Source organism: Microcoleus sp. Pol10D4 (assembly GCF_036701555.1).
In the GTDB taxonomy this organism is placed as follows: Bacteria; Cyanobacteriota; Cyanobacteriia; order Cyanobacteriales; family Microcoleaceae; genus Microcoleus.
In genome coordinates this window covers 1-20,047 of record NZ_JAUBRA010000067.1, presented here as the reverse complement: position 1 = coordinate 20,047, position 20,047 = coordinate 1, and the positions used below count along the sequence as shown (strand labels likewise).

The window sequence follows — 20,047 nt, the reverse complement described above, 5'->3', positions numbered from 1 at the left end:
GACGACTATCTTTTTATGTCATAAATTTGCTATGAATAGCAAAACTAAACACTAGCGGGGCAAAACCTGTGAGCAAGTTTGATAAAATATTCAATTCAGAAGACCAATCCGAAGCAAGCTTGACTTTAGAAGAATCCGTAGCAGCGGTAGCATTTGTGGCAGCAGAGGCAAATTCCCCTGATACGGATGCTGATATCTTAGAAAGCATACTTTGGGAATCAGAAATATTTGCTGAATACTCGGAAGATGATATGTCAGCAATGTTTCAAAGACTCGCCGGTATTGTCGCCCAAGACGGTTTAGGAGCATTATTTAATACTGCTGGGGAATCCATGCCCGATGAGTTAGTTTTGGATACTTTTGCAATAACCGCAGCAATGTTTGTCGCAGATGGCGAAATCTCTCAGAAGCACCAGGCTTTTCTTCAGGAATTCCAACAAGCATTAGGTGTGGAAGACGAGGAAGCAGCAGAAATTATTGAGGATGTAATTGCTGCTTACTCGGAAGTAGAGGGCGAAGAGTCTGATTTCGATGCGGCATGGTACGTATCTCCTGAAGGCAATTTTAGCGTTCCCATTCCAGTGGACGATCAACGAGGCGGTAAAATTGATGAGCAAGAAGGCTGTGTCGCATTTTCTGACGACTTTGGCGTTTTGCTGAAAATTGATTATTTCCCTGTTGCTGGTGAAGTTGAAGAAACAATCGAGTCGGTTGGCGAGGAAGGTTATCTCAAGTCTTTTCTCGACAATTTTGTTTCTCAGGCAATTCTTGCTAATGTTCCCAATTCTAAGTTACTCCACGCGGAATATTTAGAAGATGAAGAAGCTTATTTCGTGGTTTTAGATTTGCCTGCGGGTGCAACTATCAGCGTACAAGAAAACGATCGCCCTCTGACTCGACTGGATGCTTACCGGGGACTTATGGCTTTTATTGCTGATGATTTTTGCTACACGGTAAGCTGTCAGCGCATTTATCAGGAGGGGGATGAATTGGGTTCCCTGGAGTCGGAAGTTGAGGGAATTATGAACAAGATTTTTGAGTTTATTGAGACAATCGAATTCGGGCCGATCGAATAAAAAGGACTTGTTTAGACAGGCTAAAAACCTGGTTTCTTTCTAGATGTCTCGCTGCTCAACCCTATATTTTCAGAGAAACCGGGTTTTTTTGCCAACCATTCTCACGATTATGACATCGTGTCTGGTTGCTCGACCAAAATCCAACTCTTTGGTAGTTAGGACTTGAGTTTTCATTACTTGCCCGATCGCGGTTATTTTACCGCACTGCTAGATATTAGAGGTTTTTACCATAAAAGAGTGCGATCGAGAACAGGGTTTTTTGATCCATTCTCGATCGCACTTCCAGATACATTCAGTCAACCACAGTCGAGAGGCAGCAGCAATTAGCCGCCATTTTCGACTAATTAGTAGTCTGAGCTTCCACCAATCTTTGCTTGAGTTCTTCCAGAGCACTCGCCCAGCGCGGATCTGGCTGCACCGAGCCCGAATCAGCGCTCGACACCGTTGTTGCTGACTGATTGCGGCGAGACTTGTTGTTGTCACCCCGACGGCGATTGCTTTTGCTGGAACCGCCTCCACCTTGGGTAGGAGGAGCTGACGAGCGCTGCTGTTGCTGCGGCGCAGGTACAGGCATAGGCACAGACGCCGACGCCGACGCCAACTGTGGTGACTGCGGCGACTGCTGCTGATCGTCTTCGCCCTTCTCAGATTTACCCTTAGAGCGGGGCAATGCCTTCTCTATTTTCAGCGGGTTTTCTTTGAACATCAAGCCATTGTATTTCTCAATAACTTGGTCGGCTTGTTCGTCGGTTAGCACCGTCACAAAACCAAATCCTCTGCATTTTCCAGTTTTGCGGTCTGTAATTACCTTTGTGGTAACAGATTCGCCCTCCGGTGCAAAAACTTCTTGCAATTCTTGGCGATCGAGTTCCTTCGGTAGATTGCCAACATAAAGACGAATAGACATGAAAAATTCCTCCAGACTTGGATTTTAATTAATTTGCTCGAACAGAATTACCTAAAGTCAACTGCATATTGACTGCAGGCAAACACCACATAACCCGAGAATTGGCGCATTCCTCCCACCAACCTTGACAGATCCCCCCACCTTTTAGAACAAAAAGATGATTTACTCTGATAAGGCAGGAACTTAACCGCCGATGCAGAGAGCTTTTAAATCTCAGGTTGTTGTGTAAACTTTTAGTCATCACTCAAATGTTTAGGCTATTGGCTATTCTGTATTACTTGCTTCCGGTTTTGATTCAGAATGTTTATAGCCAGCGCCGTGTAGAAATTTATGTCCAAGGATGTCAATTGCAAGCGATCGGAATGCCAGTATTCAGTTTAATACAGTGATGGATAAAATGGCTAACATTTTTTCAGCCAGTAATCTTACCTCGTTCCTAATCTCGCTCCTAATGCTGAGAACTACTAACTTACCCGGTATCCCTTAAATCTGGCCCGGCAGAGTCCGAGCATTCTTTAAAGGTATCACAGCCTTGGTAACAGAGCTAGTTATTTAGGAAGATTTCAGTCTGAATTTAACGGAAACCACATCTGAATCACTTTTGAGAATTCATCCCGCACAGCAAAAATAGCGATCGAAAAAAAACAGCCGACAAGCGGCTGGCTGTACTTGCTGTGTTGGGATGTTGACAATTTTTACGCAATGCCTTAAGGGATTTTAGCCAACTGAAGTTATCGCGCTATTTGGTTCAATCCAATTCCTGTAAACTAATGTAACAGACTGCGGGCAAAAAAGCAACTTTTCTTTACGAATGAAGAGGCAAGTTCGGCAACGGATTTTGTAACGGATGTAACGGATAGACTGTAGGGTGCATAGGGAGAAACTCCAGAATCCGATCGCCAATCCCCTGTTTAACTCAACACCGATCGAGGATGCGCGTTGTTGGCGACTCAGGCCACAATCGGACAACTATTCCTCACCTTGGGCCTTGGATAATGATGTATGCGCCCCAAAAAGCAGCAGCAAAAGCCAAAATCGCAGACCAAATCGGATGTCCGCTGTCACTAACCCTCCCTCCTTGACTGCGGAGACTTTCAAGGTCGATCGCCACAGTAGCACCCCGGCGCAGCCAACCAGTCGCCACAACAGATGTTCCGATCAAATCGCTAGGGCGAGTAGTCTCTTTGAACAAAAATGGCCACAAAGAGCCAATGTAGCCAAACCTCGAAACATAGTGCAACCTCACCAACCCTGTCGCCGTCTGCAAAATCAAATCTTGTCCCAGCCAATTACTCATACCCGATCGACCTAAAAGTTGGCCTTCCAGCCGCACCGGTTCAGCATCCAGCGGCAAACTATCGGGATTTGACAAAATTTCCGGCAAACTCGGCGAAGCGGTTTCTCGCGGTATAATATCCGGGAAGAAATAATTGATCCGCATCAAAGTACCGATAGAAAACCCGATCGGCAAACAGCCCCAAAGAATCGATCGATCGCCCCAAAGCCAATCCAACTGCCAAATACTCGTCCTTGAAAAAATCCCGCCAATCAGCCAAAGCACTCCGACTATCGCCAAACTCATCGGAATTCCAAAAAACGGCGCACCTTGTAAAAATAGTTTTGAGTCTTTAAATTCTATTATTGACTTAAACAGAGACAATTTTCCTTTGCGGGGTTGTTCTTGCACTCCCGCGTCTACCAAATCTAACTCTGTCTCTAGCTTCCAGAATTGAGCATAAAGAGCCAACAGCTTCAAACGCTCTCCCAGCAAAGGATGCGCGCGGTTAACTGTCAACCAATTGCGCTCCCGATTGCTGACATCCCACAGCAAAATCTGTTCCAGCGGCGCGTGTAATGCAGCAGAACCAAGGCTTACAGCCTGTCCAACACCTACGGGTAACAATAGATCGAAACTTTCGAGGAAAAAGCTAGTTTGTTTTTGCTGCTCGATATTATCAGCAATGCCGATCACAATTTTAGACAAGGCCCGCGTCAAACCGTTAGGATTACCCGTAATTTCTGCAGCAGTGCGATCGCTAAAATACACCCTGCTGCGCGACAGCCACAACATCGGCCAGCGCAACAACTTATAAATCCCATAACTGGTAGCAGAAATTGCAGCGGCCACAAATTTGACAACAGAACGCAAAAACTCGATCGTCATTAAATCACACAACCGCTCTTGCCAGTGCGCCACCTGCCAATAAATCAAGTAAGGAATCTGAATCACCAGCAGCGCCAGCGACATCGGCGCAAAATCCCAGTGAGAGATATGGGCCAACTCCCGCGCGAAAATAGTAGCAATTTCATCATCCGTTAATTGTTCCAACAGCCCCCGACTCACAGCAATCCGAGCAAAACGGGGCAAACAGCCGTAACTGAAAGCTACAGGAACATTCAGCGGCAAGAGTTTCAACACCGGCACCGGCATATTTTGCTTCGTACAATAACTTCGCAGTACCCGACTAGCTTCTTTGCTGTGCTTCGATAAAACCGACCCGCGCAGGGTTTCGATGCCGCAAAACAGTTTCAGCAGCGCGTCTATCAGCCAGGGAGACGAGGCCAAAAGCAATCCAAAAACCATCTGAACAAACGGAGTTGGATCGCGGTAAAAAAGCTGAATCGGCGCGAAAATAGGCAGTCTACTGAATATGTAAAGCTGAACCAACAGAGAATTTGTGTTTGTCAGCAAGAATTGCAGGATAAACCGGGCTAGGAAAAATAGGGCGATCGCACTTGCAACGGCTTGCAGCCGAAACTCCAGCAACTTCAGCGGTTTGAGGGGGCGCGGGCTTTTCGCGCGCCCTGCTTCGCGCCAAGTGAGTTGGTAAGTATCTGGGCTGGCGACTCCGGGGATATCTGTTGGGGAACCGGAACTATTTTCGCCGCTAATTTCTGTATCGGGTGCGGTTTCGGTCGAGTTTTCCGGTTCAGAAGTCTGGCTTGTGGGGGGTGGAGGTGGCGGGGAAATATGTTGCGATTTCGCGTTCCCAGGCTCTACAGCAGACTCTAAAGGTAAAAATCCTGTTTTTTTATCTGCGGTCGGTCGATCGCTCCCAATCGATTTTTGCGGCGATTTTGTTCCGGCATCAAAGGCGACAAAGCCTGTTTCGGGGGGAGTTTCTGCGGATTTAGGTTTATTTTCCGGTGGTTTTGGGGGGCGAGGGGGGGTTAATTCTTTTAAAGCGCGATCGGCCCAAGTTTTGACTTGAGAGTTGGGACTTTTGGCGAGGGAAGAGCACAGGGCGATCGCCTTTTTGACATTACCGGTTGCTTTGTACGCAGCCACTAACCCCATCTGCGCGCGGATTCCCGACGACTGATTGGCGGCGGTTTGGGTAACGGATTCTAAAAGGGCGATCGCGGTGGGGTAATCCTGCTGTTTCAAAGCTGCTAGCCCAGCCTCTAGAGACTGTTTTGCAGATGAATCCGCCGGATTTGGATTAGTGGTAGGTGCCATGACTGTGCTTTCGCTAGCGTCCTTTCTAAGATAGCTTGGGTGGTCGATCGATAGCTGTTCTAACACAGCTCTATTTCTCTGTCACCGTTTGTTGCAGTTTCTTCGGCGGTTGAAACCGCTTAATAGTCAAATTTTCGGCCACTCCCAGGGGACGATCGTTGCGATCGGGCAGGAGTTTAAACCCCTCCCTCAAAGCTAAAGTCCTCGCTATGAGGACTGATGAATTATGCTAAATCCGGGTTAAATACTTCCTCGATCTCTTAGTCTTTTAGAGAGAAACTAAAGTTTATGGAGACGATATTTCAATCACCGAGCCCATCTAATTTTTGCTTATAATTAAATTAACACCTCACCCCTACATTTATGCCAATTGACGACGAAGATTTTGAAAGCGAATCTATTAGCGGCGATCGCCAACTCGAACTATTCACAGACAGGCACGAATTTACCCGCCGATTTGCCTTTTATTTAAACGAAGACCCGCCCCGCGAACAAATTTTGTATTTTTACGGCGATGGAGGCAACGGCAAGTCATTGCTGCTCAAACACTTGCAGGTTAACTGCTGCAAAAGATTTTCGCCGCAGGTTTGGCAACAATTGCGCGCACTCCCAGAAGAAAGGGCGGCCGAAGTTGCTGATTTCGTCCGCGAAGCCAAAACCTACACTCCCATACCCGTAGTCAGGCACGATTTCGGATTGATACCGATTAAAGAAGATAAACCGCAAGATAGATTTTACGGCTTGCTGATGTTGCGGCGCAATCTGGCAGAAGCAGAAGCAGCAAAGAAATACAAGTTTAAGTTTCCCAATTATGATTTTGCTTGCTGTTGGTATTTGCTGAACAAAGGTGAGTCAAACGCAACTCTAAACCAACTTTTACCCGATGATGTAATTCAATTGGTGACACCTGCAATTGAAACTTGGGCGCAATTTCCGGTGGTGGCACAAACTGTAGCCGTGATTAAAGGTATAATTAAATTGAGCGGCATTAAGGGAATGATGAAATTAATTCAAAAGCGCCTGGGTGTCAGCGATGAAAAGGCGAAGGAAATTCGCAGCAAAGATATTGATACTGAGTTAATAGACTGTTTGCCGACATTGTTTGCCCGTGATTTGAATGCGGCAATGGCTGGGAAAAACAAACCAGAACGCCTCGTGATGCTGTTCGATACTCACGAGAAATTGTGGGATGAAAAACGCAGTTTTCAGGGAATAAAATTTTGGTATCAAGATGAGTGGTTTCGGCGGTTGCTGCTGGCGCTGAAGTTCAAATTGGGGATTGTAGTTGTTGTGGCTGGGCGAGATTGTCCAGTCACACAACTGCGGTGGCCGAATGCGCTTGGAGATATGAAAATTCCCGAACATTTAATAGATGCACAATTGGTTGGGCATTTGTCTGCCACCGATGCTAGGGATTACTTGCACAAAGTGGAGATTGACAAGGCAGATTTGGCTGATGCTGTCATTAGATATGCCAGCGTCAATCCTGATGATAGTTGGGAGAATTTGCAGATACATCCGTTTTATTTGGGTTTGTGCGCGGATGTGGTGCTGGCAGAAAGAAGGCGGGGAATTGAGTTGCTGTCGTCGGATTTTGCCCGAATTCCGAAGTTGGAAAACAAAACTGCGGAGTTAACGGATCGGTTGCTCAGTTATGTAGATCGCGAAGTGCGATCTGCGGTGCATTCGCTGAGTGCTGGTCGCGCTTTTGATGAGGATTTGTACATAAAATTGGGAGCAGGTTGTCACTTCCAGGCAAGTAGTGCAAATTTTGAGATTTTGACGAGTTTTTCCTTTGTGTGGAAGGAACCCCAGCGGGGTGAAAAGTGGTATCGAATTCACGATTTATTGCGGCGCTTGGATGCGGATAGGGATAACGATAAAACTCGCAGAGCTCATGAGGTTTTAGAGGGCTATTACCGGGAATTGGGGAATGCGGCTGAGGCAATTTTTCATGCTAATCGCTTGGATTGGGAGCGGGGTGTAGATGAATGGGAAGAGGTGTTTGAGGAAGCGTCGCGGCTGAGTCGTTACGGGGAATGCGAGTCGCTGCTAGCAGTTAGAAGTGAGTTGTGGATTAAAAGTGATTTTTGGCTGGGCAGAATTTCCAACTCGGAGGGAGATTACTATGCTCACTTGGCTCGATACGCAGAGGCAAAACAGGAATATTTAGAGGCTGTTGCAGCTTACGATTGCGAACTCATATTAACTCCAGACGATGAGGGTACGCTCAACAACAAAGGGAATGCGCTGCGATGTCTAGGTGATTTGCAGGCACAGCTAACTGAGTTTGAGGATGCAAAACAGTCTTACTCTGAGGCGATAGCTGCCTTTGATTCTGCTTTAGTTATTGCACCGGATTATATTACTGCTCTCGGCAACAAAGGGATTGGGCTACAAAGGCTAGGTGAGTTACAGGCACTGCTAACTGAACGTGATCGAGCAGAACTATCTTACTTAGAGGCAATCGTTGCCTACAATTCTGCTTTAGTTATTGCACCGAAGGATTCTCGGTGGCTCAACAACAAAGGGAATGCGCTGCAAGGTCTTGGTGAGTTACAGGCACTGATAAAAAAATTTGATCTGGCCAAACTATCTTACAAAGAGGCAATCGCTGCCTACGGTTCAGCTTTACAAATTGCACCGGATGATATCGGGGTTCTCAACAAAGGGAATGCACTGCAAAGGCTGGGTGAGTTACAGGCACTACTAAGTGAATTTCCCGATGCCAAACTATCTTACAAAGAGGCAATCGCTGCCTACGATTCAGCTTTACAAATTGCACCGGATGATTCTAGATGGCTCAGCAACAAAGGGGGTGTGTTGGTACAACTCGGTCAGTTACAAGTAGAGGTAAAGGAATTTGATGCTGCCAAACAATCTTACTCTGAGGCAATCGCAACCTGTAAATCTGCTTTACTTATTGCACCTGATTATAATTATGCTCTCAATAACAAAGGGAATGCACTGCGATGTCGGGGTGATTTGCAGGCACAGCTAAGTGAGAGTGAGTTTGAGGCTGCCAAACTATCTTACAAAGAGGCGATCGCTTCCTTTGATTCTGCTTTAGTTATTGCACCGGATTATATTTTGGCTCTCAACAGCAAAGGGCTTGCACTGAAAAGTATGGGTGATTTGCAAGCAAAATTATTTAATCAACAGGAAGCACTCAAAAATTGGCAAGAAGCACTGGAAATGTATAATCGATCTTTAGCCATTGCTCCTAATGACGATTGGGCTCGCAATAGACGCGAGGCGCTGCAAGAATCTCTCGATTATTTGGGTAACGATACTGTCAGCAGTTAGCTCGATGGGAACGAGTAAAGACGCGGCCTTCATTCCCTGCCTTAAACCGAAAGCCCGCCAGGGAATGAATTCCCTGGCTAATAGCGAAAGTCCTCTGAAGAGGACTAAATGAATTCTTCAGTCCTCTTCAGAGGACTTTCGCTTTGAGGCAGGGGTTTCAACCCCTGCCGGACTGCCGGACTCAGGGACAGAGCGTTAAAACCCCGCCCTCGAATTTAGCTATTTAACCTTGCAGCTTACCGCCCAGATTGTCTCGGCGATGTACCATCAGCCCGCTTCCGACGGATCAGCACGCTCATCACCTGCTTCGGATTCGCCGCACGTTGTAGGGGACTCCAATCGCCCACTTCTGCAAATCCCAGTCGGTACAAAGTGAGTATGGTTTCCCGGACACCCTTGGGCGAACCGACAACCGTTAACAGCACCACTTCCTGTTCGCATACTGCTGCTGAGTCGTCATTTGGGCGATCGGAAAAGTTGTCGTCAGGCACGAATTCCTGTGACATAATATGTTCTCCTGGTTTTGGGTTTTCTAGAAAAACCCAAAAACCCAGCCGCCCCGCATTTCAACACATAGCAGGGCGGCTACAGAGGATGTTAAGATACTCCGTTAGCCTCCAGACTGCTTGTACCAGTTTGGCGGTTAGCTGTCCATTGCTGTTAGCGCAGCTTTGGGCAGTGCAACTAGATTTTTGGGTGACGCGGGCTGCCTCCTCTACAAGCAAGCAACCTCTCACTTCAAAGCGTAGCCGCACAGGGGGGCCGCCGTCAACCGATTTTAGATTTTAGATTTTGGATTTTGGATTGAAGATCGGGACTGGGAGGTTTTGCGCCGGGCTGAGGATTTAGCGTTATAACTAGACTAAGAGAACCCCAGGATAATTATGCTGCACGATCTTCAGCAATCTCACCAACAAGACATACAGACTATTACTCAGGTTTTGGAAAAAATCACCAACCGCACGCCGGCTCAGATTAAACCATTACTAGATGCGATGCTCAAACGGCTAATAGAACCTCAACAACGTCCCTTTTACGAAACAGCTACCCCAACAGAATGGTCAATAGCATTTCAGGAATGGGTTGACAGTCGTAGTACCCTAAATCTCCCTACTCTTTCAGATGAAGCTATTAGCCGAGAGAGCATTTATGGAGACAACTGATACTGAAGTTAAACTCCGATTTGGCGATCGCAAAGGTTCGGCCAAGCGACTCAGAGGGCTAGCAAAAACTGATATGCCACCTCCAACAGATGCGGAAGTTGCAGTCATGTTAGAAGAGCGTTTGGTCAATACTTCGGACAGTTTTTTAACCGCCCTGTAAGCCTTATGGAGGAAGCCCTGCCATTTTTTACGCATTTTCTGAAACTTAGCGCGCTTACTTAAACCTTGAAAAAATAGTCCAGCATATAGCCAGCAAGGGTTTCGGAAACTCGACTATATCTAAAACTGTCCGAAGTATTGTTTGGTGGATAAATACTTAAAATGATTGAACCGGGAAGACGCGAAGGACACGAAGGAAGAATTAGGAAGAAGATTCACAGGAGTTATGCAATCCGACAGAGAAACCGGGTTTTTTACCGAATTTACGGTATGTAATGCGTCTTCTCGTAAAAAAACCCGGTTTCTGGGCCCCATGCGTAAGCCCTACTCCTCGCTAACAGCCAAACCAGAAACCACAGGGGCGATCGCATTTAACTTCAAAACAGGGTGTTCCCCTTCCACCTGTCGGCAATTCCACTCATTTCTAAACAGCAAAACCGGCCTTCCCCAAGTATCTTTCACCGTCACCGTATTAAAAAGCCGCCCAACTTTTTCCAGCGCATCCCAACCGCCGTCAACCCAACGAGCTACACTGTAAGGCAACATATCGATCGTCGTTTCCACATTATATTCCGACTGCATTCTGAACTGCACAACTTCAAATTGCAACTGTCCGACAGCCGCCAAAATAGGCTCGCGTTTCGACTCATCAACCGAGTACATAATTTGCACTGCGCCTTCTTCCTGCAACTCAGAAACGCCTTTGCGGAACTGCTTAAACTTAGAAGGATTGGGATTTCTCAAAAAAGCAAAAAGTTCAGGAGAAAAACAGGGAATCCCTTCATATTCCAGTTTTTGGCCGGTGTAAATAGTATCGCCGATCGCAAATACCCCCGGATTGTTCAGACCGATCACATCGCCCGGATACGCAACCTCGATCGACTCCCGATCCTGAGCAAATAACTTTTGAGGTCTTGACAAACGCACCGTTTTACCACTGCGAGCGTGAGTCACGTTCATGTCCTTTTCAAACTTGCCCGTACAAACCCGAATAAACGCCACCCGATCGCGGTGTCTTGGGTCCATATTCGCTTGCAATTTAAACACAAACCCGGTAAAGTCTTCATAAGTTGGGGGCAAGTCTCCGGCGCTGCTCTTGCGGGCGATCGGCTTCATCGCGTAATCTAAAAACGCATCTAAAAACAGTTCGACCCCAAAATTGCTCATCGCGCTGCCAAAGAAAACAGGCGTCATTTTTCCCGCCCGAACCAAGTCTAAATCGAGTTCAGTTCCCAACTCATCCAGCAGTTCTAACTCTTCTTTGAGCTGATAGTAAAGGTCTTGTTCCAACAAATCTTCAATGCGCGGATCTCCCAATTCGATGACTGTATCAACAGCAGCGCGAGAACCGTGTTTAGCCCGCTCGAATAAGTGAATTTTGCGCGCCCTGCGATCGAAAACACCTTTAAAGCGATCGCCCGTACCTATGGGCCAATTTACCGGATAAGTCTGCAACCCCAATTCCTTCTCAATTTCGTCCAACAAATCCAAAGGTTCTCTGCTAGGGCGATCGAGCTTATTAAAGAAAGTAAAAATAGGCAAACTTCGCAGCTTACAAACTTCAAATAACTTCCGAGTTTGCGGTTCCAAACCCTTAGCAGCATCCTCAAGCATCACCGCATTGTCAGCCGCCGCCAGAGTTCGATAAGTATCTTCGCTAAAATCTTGGTGTCCCGGAGTATCGAGCAGATTAATGTGATATTTTTTATACTCAAACTGCAAAACAGTAGAAGTAATAGAAATTCCCCGCTGCTGTTCCATCGCCATCCAGTCAGACGTAGCGTGTCGCTGAGCCCGCCGCGCTTTCACAGAACCTGCTTCGTGAATTGCACCTCCGTACAGCAGCAGCTTTTCTGTCAAAGTAGTTTTTCCCGCGTCGGGGTGCGAGATAATAGCAAAGTTGCGCCGGCGCTCAACAGCAGTTAGCAGTTCAGTTTCGAGTTCTGTTGTCATCACAAATTAGGTAGGGGAATCATCACCCGATCGCCATTATAGCCTGTGCTACAGTTGCTATTAAAGGTAAAATTATCAATAAAGTCAAGGAAAAGTAATATGTACGACTCTGACAAGCGAAAGCTGTTATCACTGGTGTGCCACGGGGCGATTTTTTTCAGCACGTTACTGTTCTCGATCGGAGCGCCGATCGCTGTATTGTTAGTATCAGATGACCCCGTTGTCAAAGAAAACGCCACAGAAGCGATCAATTTTCACCTTAATGTATGGGTGTACAGCGCCGTAATTGTGGGGTTAACTGTCGTCACTTTCGGTCTAGCTGGCTTTATCCTAGTGCCCCTCGGTTATCTGCTGCACTGGGGACTGACAATAATGGCTATCCTCCACGTTTTGCAAAATCCTAACCAACCTTACCGCTACCCTTTTATTTTCCGAATAGTTTAGACAGAAAATCGCGCTTCACCATCGATTTCAACAACCCGATTTCTTCAAGAAGAAACCGGGTTTTTAATTGTTTTATAACTCACATTCGTTACCCCCAACTGGCAAAGACACTGCTTAAGTGACAAAGATGGTTGATTATCGGAGACAAGATTCAGTAAAAAAACTTAAAAGTTGGTGAAACTAACCATCATCCAGTTGGGGATTCCAGAAAATTGACCTAACCTCCTGCGTGAAATCTTCTTAATCCATAAAAATTCAAAAATTAGAGCACAATCAACTATTAATTATGCTGTCTTCGCCCTGTTGCAGCGCTGTTGTGAACGCTAAGCTGAGCTTCCATTGATGTCGGTTCCCAAACTATGCTACCGCCTTTGAGTTATTTCGCAGAGTTAGGGGTGAGGTTCGATCGCTCCGAAACATCGTTTTTGCGCTAGCTGTGCTATTTTTGCATCGGGCGATCGTTTTATTGGAATATTCCACCAATTCTATCTCTACCAGGTGTATTAAAACTTAATACAATATTTTGCCAATAAAAATCCCGCTCTTGTGGAACGGGAAAGCCATCAGGGTGCATCTATATGTATGTCAGTATAACTCATAGGGGGTATAACCCCTCGTAGCTTTATCGAATCTTTACAATCAAAAATTTTTTGTAAAGATTGAGGTTTTTATTTGACTGATCACCCGTTTTATGAAATTAAAATGGAAAATGCTGACATTTATAAAATCCAGTGAGTTTCCTCTGAACAATCAAAACTTTAAGCTCCTTTACCATGCTTTGGCCAATGGTGGAGCAAATACCATAAGATGGCTACATTTGTGATAAATACCGCTAACTTAAGTACCGTGATCCCGTGAACTAATTCATATATTTCAGGGGGTATACTAATGCTTACCAGCACTAAAACTAAGATTGTTGCCCAGTCTCTTTCGTACCACAAACCAACGGCTTCAACAGCAGTTAAAGTTGCATAAAGCGCTGCGGCAAGTCCGCCAAAAAATAATTTGTGAGGGTTGAGAATTAGAAGTTTTTCTAAGATAAATTCAATAATTTTTAGTTTGGTTTCTAACAAATAAGATTGCGAAATTTGTTCTAAAAATTGAGGATTCTTTAAGGCAAAAAGCAAAGCAATTGAAGTTACTGCCAAGAGGGAAGCCACAAAGGTTTTGTAAAGGACAATTGCGATTAAAGCAGGAGCGTGATGTTTCTTCACCTTAATTCTCGAAATATCAATAATGTACGATCGCCTGGTTAGGCTGTTTAGGATTGAAAACTTAAATTTTAGTAGAGTGTGTCAGCAATTAGCTAATCTATTATATAATAAATAACGCGCTGCTGACGCACCTTACTAAGTTTGAGGATAACGTTGTGCTAAGAAAGAGATAGCAGCAGCCCGATCGCCCAAATCGCCATCCAACCTCGCCGCCAACAAATCATCCAACATTCGTTTAAACCCAGGCCCCGGCTTATAACCCAAAGCCTTCAAATCGTTGCCATTTAAAGGCGGCTCAACATTCGCCCACTTGGTGAGATATTCCCAGATTTGGCGGCGGGCACTTCGCGGACTTTGTAGGGCGATCGCAATTAACACCGGCAATTCATAATTCCTCAACAGCAACACCAATTGACTCGGCAACTCGCACTTAGGCAAATTCTCTGCTAACTGGTTCTTTCCGGCTTCCAAAACTTCCAACCGTTTAATGCTGTCAGCAGGTAACTGAAGATTTGCAGCCACCTTGCCACGATATTCCGGTGCTAAATAAGCTATCAAAACTTCCAGCCGCATCTGCCAATCGGGAATATTGATAATTGGAAATTGGGAATTGGAAATTGGGAATTGGAAATTGGGAATTGGGAATTGGGAATTGTCTCTTCCTTCTTCCTTCTTCCTTCTTCCGACGGACATCGGACTGACACCCGTTACAGAATCCGTTGCCGAACTTCCTTCTTCCTTCTTCCTGACATCCGTTACAGAATCCGTTACAGAATCCGTTGCCGAACTTCCTTCTTCCTTCTTCCTTCTTCCTTCTTCCTTCTTCCTGACATCCGTTACAGAATCCGTTGCCGAACTTCCTTCTTCCTTCTTCCTTCTTCCTTCTTCCTTCTTCCTTCTTCCATTCAAACACCGATCGAGCAAACGCAGTTGCCGCCACAACTCCCGATCCAACTCCAAAGTAGGATGAATGCAGCGCAAAGCCTGCAAATCTCCCAGCATTTGCAAAGCAACTTTCCAGTAAGGAGCTTGCAAAATGTATTTCAATTCGCTTTTGAGCCGAGTTTCCAAAGCCGGAGCTCGGCCGTTTTCCCCCTGAATTCGGTAATAAATCCCGCTGGCCAAAGCGTTGCGAATGTATCCTTCCGTCTGCGGCTCAATTTCAAACCCCAACCGCACCGCAAACCGCACAGCGCGATAAATTCGCGTCGGATCTTCGATAAAACTATTGGCGTGCAAAACTCGAATTTGCTTCGATTCCAAGTCCAGCAAACCGCAAAAAAAATCTAACAATTCGCCGCTGCGAGGAGCACCCAACCGCACAGCCAGCGCATTAATTGTAAAATCCCTGCGGTACAAATCTTGGCGAATTGAACTCGCTTCAACTTCAGGATTTGCAGCCGGATAAGGGTAAAATTCAGTGCGAGCCGTAGCGATATCCACCCACAGCGAGCCGAAAGCAGAGTCTTTGTGCCACAAAAGCGCGGCGGTTTGAAATTGACCGTGAACGTCCAAACGCGAGTCGGGGTATAGTTTTTGCAGCGATGAAGCTAACTCGACACCAGCACCGGAATCGTCGGAACCGCACTTTCCATCCACAACCAAATCGATATCTGTTAGCGCCAGCGTATCATCCGTGGCTAAGAGTAAATCCCGGACTGCTCCACCCACAATATAAAGTTGCCAGCCTCGGTTTTGGGCAATATTCGCAGTGATCGACAATAATTGCCACAATTCGGCACTGATGCGCGATCGCAACAACTGCTCAACCGATTCGGGCATGACACAATAAGACAATTCCGCATTGCTTCCCCTGTCTCGCGCTTTTTGCTGGTGCAATTCCCGCAACACGTCAGTGCGAGTCACAATTCCTACAAGTTGACCGTTTTCCAATACTGGCAAGCGCCCGATATCGTATGTCACCATTAAAGATTCAATTTCCGGCAGCAAGGTATCTGGGGCGATCGTTTTTAACTGCGGACTCATGTAACCCTTCACCGGGGCGTGACTGAAACCGTGGTGCAGGGCAATGTCAATGTCGCGGCGCGAGATAATGCCGGCGAGTCGATTGTCCGCATCGACCACAGAAAGCCCCGAATGTCCGTAACGTAGGAGGATACGGTGAGCTTCCCCCACTGATGTTTCCGGGCGAATACTCCGCACGGGAGACGACATTAATTCGCGCGCTGTCGGAGGGTGGGGAATTTGAGCTTTGAGTTCGTCAGCTAACTGATTTAAAGTCAGCAGGGGGTCAACATCGCGGGTGGCGAGGGAAGCAGCGCGGGCGTGGCCTCCGCCACCGAAGGGTTTGAACAATTCGCTGAGGTTTGTTCCTTCGATGCGCGATCGACCGATAATAGTTAATCGATTGGAAACTGGCGATTCGCGATCGATGTTGCGGTTGTTTTCGTTTTCGCTAAATTTATAAACATTGCCTAACAGCAGAGCATCGGTTTCAGTCAAATCGAGCAAGCGAGAAGCCAGCGAAGAAAGTCCGGGAACGTAGGATTCAGTAGATAGCAGCACCCAGGCTACGCTGTAACCGTGCAAAGTTTCCGATCGCAAATTATTCAGCGCTTCTCTGAGCAAATCTTGCAATTGAGGAGACAAACCGGGTTCTACATATTCAGCGATTACTCGCAAACTCGCTCCCTGTTCCATCAACCACGCCAAAGCTATGGCATCTCGCGCAGTTGCGCCCTCAAAGGTGAGGGAACCTGTATCGACGTGGATGCCGAGGGCCATTACTGTTGCTTCCGAAGGCAGAAGGCGGGATGGTGTGTCGCTGTTTTCTGCTTGATTTTTGAGCTTTTCGACAATTAATGTCGTGCTGGCTCCGACTGCTTCGATTTGGGTAAAAGTAGCGGGGATGTCTGAATGCGCCTCTAGGTGATGGTCGAAAACCGCTATTTCGCTCAGGTGTGGCAAATCCAGCCACTCGGCGGCTTTTCCCAAACGATCGCGCCCGGAGGCATCAACTATACTAATTGATCGAATTTGTTGCGGATTGACCGATCGGCGTTCAATCAGTGGATACTCGTCGCGGTGTAGCGCCAAAAAATCCCGCACAGTCGGATGACACCCGCCCGTCAATACGATCCTGCTACCGGGGCGCAGCACGCAAAGTCCCACCGCTGCCCCCAAGGCGTCAAAATCTGCTGTTGTGTGGCACAAAACTAAGTCCATAGCCGAAAATCCCGCATCTCTAACTCAAACAGTAGCAATTTCTCGCCCTCTGAAACCGGATGTGTCGATCGGGCTTTAAGTTAAGCTTTCCAGTTTTCTGTGCTGTAACGAACAATGATAAAATTGATAAAAATCTTAAGAGCCGCTGACGCCTGTTCGCGCAACGCCCGAATTTGCCTGGGTTCTTTCGTATCAATCAACCGACAATTTCTCGATCGACTATCGGGAAACTGTCAAAAACTAGAATTTGGAAGATTTTTTTCGGTTCTGGGAAACTATTTCCGATCAACGCACGGTTATATCGAAAGGAGAAAAGATGTTATCAATTCTGTTTCAAGTGGTTTTACTGGGTCTGGTACTGCTGTCTTTTGTGATGGTCGTTGGCGTGCCAGTTGCTTATGCCTCTCCCCAAAACTGGAATCAGTCTAAATCCCTGATTTATGCCGGGTCTGGTCTGTGGTTTTTGCTGGTTATTGCAGTGGGTGTATTGAACTTTTTAGTCGTTTAATTTCACCCAACTTTATCGAAGAAAGAAGGTAAAAGATAGAAGGATGAAGGCATTCACCAGCGATTGAAAGGCATTCGGCAGAAGCTAGGATTTTTCCAGACCGCGCGATCCTGTATTTTTTTGCACTTGAGATTCAGATGAGATGCTGCTGCTTTCTGACTTTTGCCTTCTCACCAACAAAAATCTAAAATCTAAAACCTAAAATCTAAACTAGAGCACTATGACTGTTTTCGAGGGAACTTTTACTCATACCGAATCTTTGCGATTTGCTATTGTCATCGGTCGTTTTAACGATTTGGTGGTTAACAAACTTTTGGAGGGCTGTCAAGATTGTTTGAAACGCCACGGGGTTGATATTAATCCTCATGGCTCTCAAGTGGACTTTTTTTGGGTTCCAGGAAGTTTTGAGATTCCTTTGGTGGCGCGCCAAGCTGCTCTTTCTCACCGCTACGATGCGGTAATTTGTCTGGGTGCGGTAATTCGCGGCCAAACTCCTCATTTCGATTTTGTGGCTGGTGAGGTTGCTAAGGGAATTGCTGCTGCTGCTTTTCAGACAGGGGTGCCGGTGATTTTTGGGGTGGTGACGACTGACACGATGCAGCAAGCTTTGGAAAGGGCTGGAATTAAAAGCAATTTGGGCTGGAATTATGCGATGAGTGCTTTGGAAATGGGCACTTTGATGCGCCAAGTTAAGGGTTTGGGAACACACTCTTACGATCAGCGGTTAACTACTGGATCTGCTGGTAAAGTGCTTTCGGGCGAAGGAAATCTGGCGATCGCCCCTGATGTATCGTCGGATCAAATCCCCTCGTAAGTTCGGCTAGCAGTATTTTTAAGCTCAAAAAACATCAAGATTTGCATCGCGAAAAATCTTAAGACTCTTGTGGGGTGGTGATTATGCCCGCCCCCAAGGTGAAAATTCCACTGGTCGCAGCCGATCGACAAATTAGACCAATATCTTGCCAATTGGCAATCGGTACTTTGATGCCTCAAGTTTATGCTTTGGGCGGAAATTCTGACGATCAATTACCTGCGTCTGCTGCTGTTCAAGTGCTGTCGGGCGAAGTAAATCTGGCTATAGCCCCGGATCTATCGTCAGATCAAATACTGTAATTTCTACAAGGCATATTTTGCCAACAATGGTTACAATTCCAAATTCAGATTTAGACAAGTGCCAGCATTTGATTCACTTCCTGTTCTGGAACACACATACCGACACTTTTTTGCTAACAAATGCTAACAAACATATAAGTCAAGAGAATCTCTCAACAAAGGCGTGTCAACCAATGCCCGCAGGAAAATCCCGCGAGCACCATTTAGATCCCGATCCATCTTCAACCCGGTGGCGACGGACTTGATAATTCTAGCGCCACCTAGATTTTTGACAATTTCGCCTGTCCACGATACAGTTTTTGACGTGTAAGCTTCGTTGCAGTCAATCACCAGTTTTGAATTTTCCCAGGCTTTCCACTTAAGGAAATTCTTAAATTCGTAATGACTTAGAGTCAGCATTTGTCTCACCGTTTTGTTCCTCAACTTGCGGCGCGACTTAGACACCATTTGAGAAGTCTCAAACGTGGGCAGCAAGATTACATCAAAATTATCAACTAAAAACCTAGCTACTTTGTGATGCAACTCTCTGACTAAGTTCTTGATTTTGCAACGAAGTCTATTAGCTGCTTTCTTGAATCTTCTTTTTTGCCGACTGGGAGCTTTAGAAATTTTTGATACTAATTTGTCTAACCGAAAACATAGTTTCTGGATGTACAAATTAGAATTATTTCCCAGCCAGCCATAGGAATCTTCCGAAAAAAACGTCATGAACGTGCGGACACCGGGATCTAGTGCAACAACCCGACCTTGTTTCTCAGCCTTAAGTTGTTGCACTTCTTCAGAAACTACCAGGTAATATTCGCCATAAGCGAGAGTCAACCTGCCGTCACTGAAATTTTCAGGCAAGGATTCTGTTAGCTGACACTTGCCCAAAATTGAATGGTAGACACCACAGTCTTTTATAGCCGACTTCGGCACATAAATAGATTGTTTGGTGTCTTTCCTACTACGAAATTTACATTTGCGGATTTGCCCGTCTTTCTTGAAACCCTGCTTCGCTGCTTTGACCGCCGAGCAAGCATCTTTGATAGCAATCGATTTGATTTGGAAAGGTACAGGCTTTGCCCATTCTGGCAAGCTGTTGAGTATTCCGGTTTTGATTGTCATCCAGCTAGCTTTTGTGTCTGGTTCTTGGAGGTATTTTATGGTCGTGTTGTAAACAAAACGACTCACACCAAACCACTGCTTGAGCAGCGCTTTTTGCTCAGGATTTAGGAATAGCCGGATCTTCCTTGATCTTCTTGCTGTAACTTCTGAGTCCGTGCATTCTGCAACTGAAGACATGAAGGATGGCAAGAAGATCGCTTGTGAGTTCGGTTTCTGGGCAGTGAACTGTTCGGTCAAGAACCACGATTTGTCCACCGTTTTGCTCGGCCATGAACTCGAATAATTCAAATCCAAATCTACATAACCTGTCGCGACAGGCAACAACAATCGTGAGCTGTTCGCCGCGCATAAATCTGACCAGTAGGGCTTGCAGTCCGTTAGAGTCGATAGAGGCGTTGCCACCTCTACCTCTCCTTCAGAACCGGACGTGAGACTTTCATCTCATCCGGCT

Annotated in this window: 17 protein-coding genes; 9 read left to right on the top strand and 8 right to left on the bottom strand. The window is 46.3% G+C overall.

The features are described from left to right. Nucleotides 1–68 precede the first annotated feature (68 nt). Both QUA36_RS25335 and QUA36_RS25330 read left to right on the top strand, forming a co-directional pair. On the top strand, nt 69–1,076 hold the full coding sequence (locus QUA36_RS25335; protein ID WP_333161867.1) for a tellurite resistance TerB family protein: 1,008 nt from the start codon (nt 69–71) through the stop codon (nt 1,074–1,076). A 162-nt stretch (nt 1,077–1,238) separates the two neighbouring features. Then, nucleotides 1,239–1,403 (top strand): hypothetical protein, encoded by a 165-nt coding sequence (locus QUA36_RS25330; protein WP_333459497.1) that lies wholly within the window; start codon nt 1,239–1,241, stop codon nt 1,401–1,403. Between the two features lie 13 nt (nt 1,404–1,416). Here QUA36_RS25330 and QUA36_RS25325 read toward each other — a convergent pair whose 3' ends face one another. The 3 genes from QUA36_RS25325 to QUA36_RS25315 all read right to left on the bottom strand — a co-directional run bounded on the left by QUA36_RS25325 (nt 1,417) and on the right by QUA36_RS25315 (nt 5,636). After that, complete coding sequence (locus QUA36_RS25325; protein ID WP_333161865.1) at nt 1,417–1,983, bottom strand: RNA-binding protein; 567 nt, start codon at nt 1,981–1,983, stop codon at nt 1,417–1,419. A gap of 976 nt (nt 1,984–2,959) precedes the next feature. Then, nucleotides 2,960–5,509 (bottom strand): zinc metalloprotease HtpX, encoded by a 2,550-nt coding sequence (locus QUA36_RS25320; RefSeq protein ID WP_333459496.1) that lies wholly within the window; start codon nt 5,507–5,509, stop codon nt 2,960–2,962. A gap of 4 nt (nt 5,510–5,513) precedes the next feature. Next, the gene (locus tag QUA36_RS25315) at nt 5,514–5,636 is read right to left on the bottom strand and encodes a hypothetical protein (protein ID WP_333459495.1); all 123 of its coding nucleotides are present in this window, start codon (nt 5,634–5,636) and stop codon (nt 5,514–5,516) included. A gap of 170 nt (nt 5,637–5,806) precedes the next feature. On the opposite strand from QUA36_RS25315, the gene QUA36_RS25310 reads away from it, so the two are divergent. Next, on the top strand, nt 5,807–8,749 hold the full coding sequence (locus QUA36_RS25310; RefSeq protein ID WP_333459494.1) for a hypothetical protein: 2,943 nt from the start codon (nt 5,807–5,809) through the stop codon (nt 8,747–8,749). A 236-nt stretch (nt 8,750–8,985) separates the two neighbouring features. Here the strand turns inward: QUA36_RS25310 and QUA36_RS25305 are convergent, their stop codons facing one another. Further along, nucleotides 8,986–9,255, bottom strand: a complete 270-nt coding sequence (locus QUA36_RS25305) for a hypothetical protein (RefSeq protein ID WP_333161851.1) — start codon at nt 9,253–9,255, stop codon at nt 8,986–8,988. A gap of 378 nt (nt 9,256–9,633) precedes the next feature. On the opposite strand from QUA36_RS25305, the gene QUA36_RS25300 reads away from it, so the two are divergent. Next, a complete protein-coding gene (locus tag QUA36_RS25300; RefSeq protein ID WP_333459493.1) occupies nt 9,634–9,912 on the top strand; it encodes a hypothetical protein in 279 nt (92 codons plus the stop codon). Continuing rightward, the gene (locus QUA36_RS25295; RefSeq protein ID WP_333459492.1) at nt 9,899–10,072 is read left to right on the top strand and encodes a hypothetical protein; all 174 of its coding nucleotides are present in this window, start codon (nt 9,899–9,901) and stop codon (nt 10,070–10,072) included. Before QUA36_RS25300 ends, QUA36_RS25295 begins: the two co-directional genes overlap by 14 nt. A 323-nt stretch (nt 10,073–10,395) precedes the next feature. Here QUA36_RS25295 and prfC read toward each other — a convergent pair whose 3' ends face one another. Next, complete coding sequence (gene prfC, locus QUA36_RS25290; RefSeq protein ID WP_333050296.1) at nt 10,396–12,024, bottom strand: peptide chain release factor 3; 1,629 nt, start codon at nt 12,022–12,024, stop codon at nt 10,396–10,398. A gap of 99 nt (nt 12,025–12,123) precedes the next feature. On the opposite strand from prfC, the gene QUA36_RS25285 reads away from it, so the two are divergent. After that, complete coding sequence (locus QUA36_RS25285; protein WP_333459491.1) at nt 12,124–12,468, top strand: DUF4870 domain-containing protein; 345 nt, start codon at nt 12,124–12,126, stop codon at nt 12,466–12,468. Nucleotides 12,469–13,226: 758 nt separating this feature from the next. Here the strand turns inward: QUA36_RS25285 and QUA36_RS25280 are convergent. Next, nucleotides 13,227–13,682, bottom strand: a complete 456-nt coding sequence (locus QUA36_RS25280; protein ID WP_333459490.1) for a DUF2127 domain-containing protein — start codon at nt 13,680–13,682, stop codon at nt 13,227–13,229. A 135-nt stretch (nt 13,683–13,817) separates the two neighbouring features. Then, complete coding sequence (locus QUA36_RS25275; protein WP_333459489.1) at nt 13,818–16,868, bottom strand: CBS domain-containing protein; 3,051 nt, start codon at nt 16,866–16,868, stop codon at nt 13,818–13,820. Nucleotides 16,869–17,184: 316 nt separating this feature from the next. Between QUA36_RS25275 and psbZ the strand changes: the two genes are divergently transcribed. The 3 genes from psbZ to QUA36_RS25260 all read left to right on the top strand — a co-directional run bounded on the left by psbZ (nt 17,185) and on the right by QUA36_RS25260 (nt 18,489). Next, nucleotides 17,185–17,376: a photosystem II reaction center protein PsbZ gene (gene psbZ / locus QUA36_RS25270; RefSeq protein ID WP_015177377.1), complete on the top strand. Its 192-nt coding sequence runs from the start codon at nt 17,185–17,187 to the stop codon at nt 17,374–17,376. A gap of 220 nt (nt 17,377–17,596) precedes the next feature. After that, complete coding sequence (gene ribH, locus QUA36_RS25265; protein ID WP_333161834.1) at nt 17,597–18,190, top strand: 6,7-dimethyl-8-ribityllumazine synthase; 594 nt, start codon at nt 17,597–17,599, stop codon at nt 18,188–18,190. Between the two features lie 83 nt (nt 18,191–18,273). Further along, complete coding sequence (locus QUA36_RS25260; RefSeq protein WP_333459488.1) at nt 18,274–18,489, top strand: hypothetical protein; 216 nt, start codon at nt 18,274–18,276, stop codon at nt 18,487–18,489. Between the two features lie 123 nt (nt 18,490–18,612). Here the strand turns inward: QUA36_RS25260 and QUA36_RS25255 are convergent, their stop codons facing one another. Further along, entirely contained in the window at nt 18,613–19,998 is a 1,386-nt protein-coding gene (locus QUA36_RS25255; protein ID WP_333459487.1) for a transposase, read from the bottom strand. Between the last annotated feature and the right edge of the window lie 49 nt (nt 19,999–20,047).